Origin of the sequence: Pseudomonas sp. BF-R-01 (genome assembly GCF_019946615.1) — a bacterium.
GTDB classification, from domain to species: Bacteria; Pseudomonadota; Gammaproteobacteria; order Pseudomonadales; family Pseudomonadaceae; genus Aquipseudomonas; species Aquipseudomonas migulae.
The window spans coordinates 1-1,672 of sequence record NZ_JAGYFX010000217.1; the positions used below are offsets into that span (position 1 = coordinate 1).

Below are 1,672 nucleotides of genomic sequence, written 5' to 3' on the forward strand. Positions count from 1 at the left end.
CTCCTACAGGAATTGCGCACCCCCCTGTAGGAGCGAGGCTTGCCCGCGAAGGCGCCCTAAAACCTGTACAAATTCTATCCCCGCACACCGCTGCAACGCCTATCCCTGCATCCCCCACCCCAGACAGCAGTGCAAAATAGTATCAATTCAAGTGCGATGGATGATTTGTCTCATCCTCAATTGAAGGCTGTAATCAGCGCACATTCTTCCCGCCCCGGAAGACACAAAAACAATAACTGTCCTTCTGTCCCCACCGGGTGCAGAAAAGGAGTGCACGATGCAACCTTCTGTAAAAGCTCTGCTAGCCCTCACCTGCATGACCCTCAGCAGCGTCAGCCTCGGCGCTCAGACCCTGACCATCGCCACCGTCAACAACAGCGACATGATCCGCATGCAAAAGCTCTCGAAAACCTTCGAGGCCGAGCACCCGGACATCAAGCTCAATTGGGTGGTGCTCGAAGAAAACGTCCTGCGTCAGCGCCTGACCACCGACATCGCCACCCAGGGCGGGCAGTTCGACGTGCTGACCATCGGCATGTACGAAGCTGCACTCTGGGGCGCCAAGGGCTGGCTGGAACCGATGAAGGATTTGCCGGCCACTTATGACCTCGACGACGTGTTCCCTTCGGTGCGTGAAGGCCTGTCAGTCAAGGGTTCGCTGTATGCCTTGCCGTTCTACGCCGAAAGCTCCATCACCTATTACCGCACCGACCTGTTCAATGACGCCGGGCTGACCATGCCGGAACATCCGACCTGGGAACAGATCGGCGAATTCGCCAGCAAACTCACCAACAAGGATAAAGAGCAGTACGGCATCTGCCTGCGCGGCAAGGCCGGCTGGGGCGAGAACATGGCGCTGATCACCACCGTCGCCAATGCTTATGGCGCGCGTTGGTTCGATGAGAAGTGGCAACCGGAATTCACCGGCCCCGAGTGGAAAAACGCCCTGAATTTCTACGTCGACACCATGAAGAAGTCAGGCCCGCCGGGCGCGTCGAGCAACGGCTTCAACGAAAACCTGGCGCTGTTCAACAGCGGCAAATGCGCGATCTGGGTCGATGCCAGCGTCGCCGGCTCGTTCGTCACCGACAAAACCCAGAGCAAGGTCAGCGAGCACGTCGGCTTCACCTACGCGCCGCACCAGACCACCGACAAAGGCTCGGCCTGGCTCTATTCCTGGGCGCTGGCGATTCCGACCAGCTCCAAAGCCAAGGATGCGGCGAAGACCTTCAGTGCCTGGGCAACCTCCAAGGAATACGGCGCACTGGTCGCGGAAAAAGACGGCATTGCCAACGTACCGCCAGGCACGCGGGCCTCGACTTACAGCGAGGCGTACATGAGCGCCGCGCCATTTGCCAAGGTCACGCTCGAGTCGCTGAAAACGGCGGACCCAAGCAAGCCGACGCTCAAGCCTGTGCCCTACATCGGCATTCAACTGGTGACCATCCCCGAGTTCCAGGGCATTGGCACTCAGGTAGGCAAGTCGTTCTCGGCGGCGCTGATCGGTCAGACCACGGTCGGCCAGGCCCTGACCGCCGCCCAGCAAACCACAGAGCGTGAGATGAAGCGCGCGGGTTACCCCAAGTAACCCCGCAAAGCCCCCTGTAGGAGCGAGGCTTGCCCGCGAAAGCGTCGGTACATCCGACAAATATCTTTCGCCAGAACCATCGCT

General features: G+C 59.6%; 1 protein-coding gene. It reads left to right on the top strand.

Going from position 1 to position 1,672, the window contains the following annotated elements; genetic code table 11:
• Positions 1-277 precede the first annotated feature (277 nt).
• The gene (locus tag KGB27_RS31325) at positions 278-1,588 is read left to right on the top strand and encodes an ABC transporter substrate-binding protein (protein ID WP_223557380.1); all 1,311 of its coding nucleotides are present in this window, start codon (positions 278-280) and stop codon (positions 1,586-1,588) included.
• The last annotated feature ends 84 nt before the right edge of the window (positions 1,589-1,672 follow it).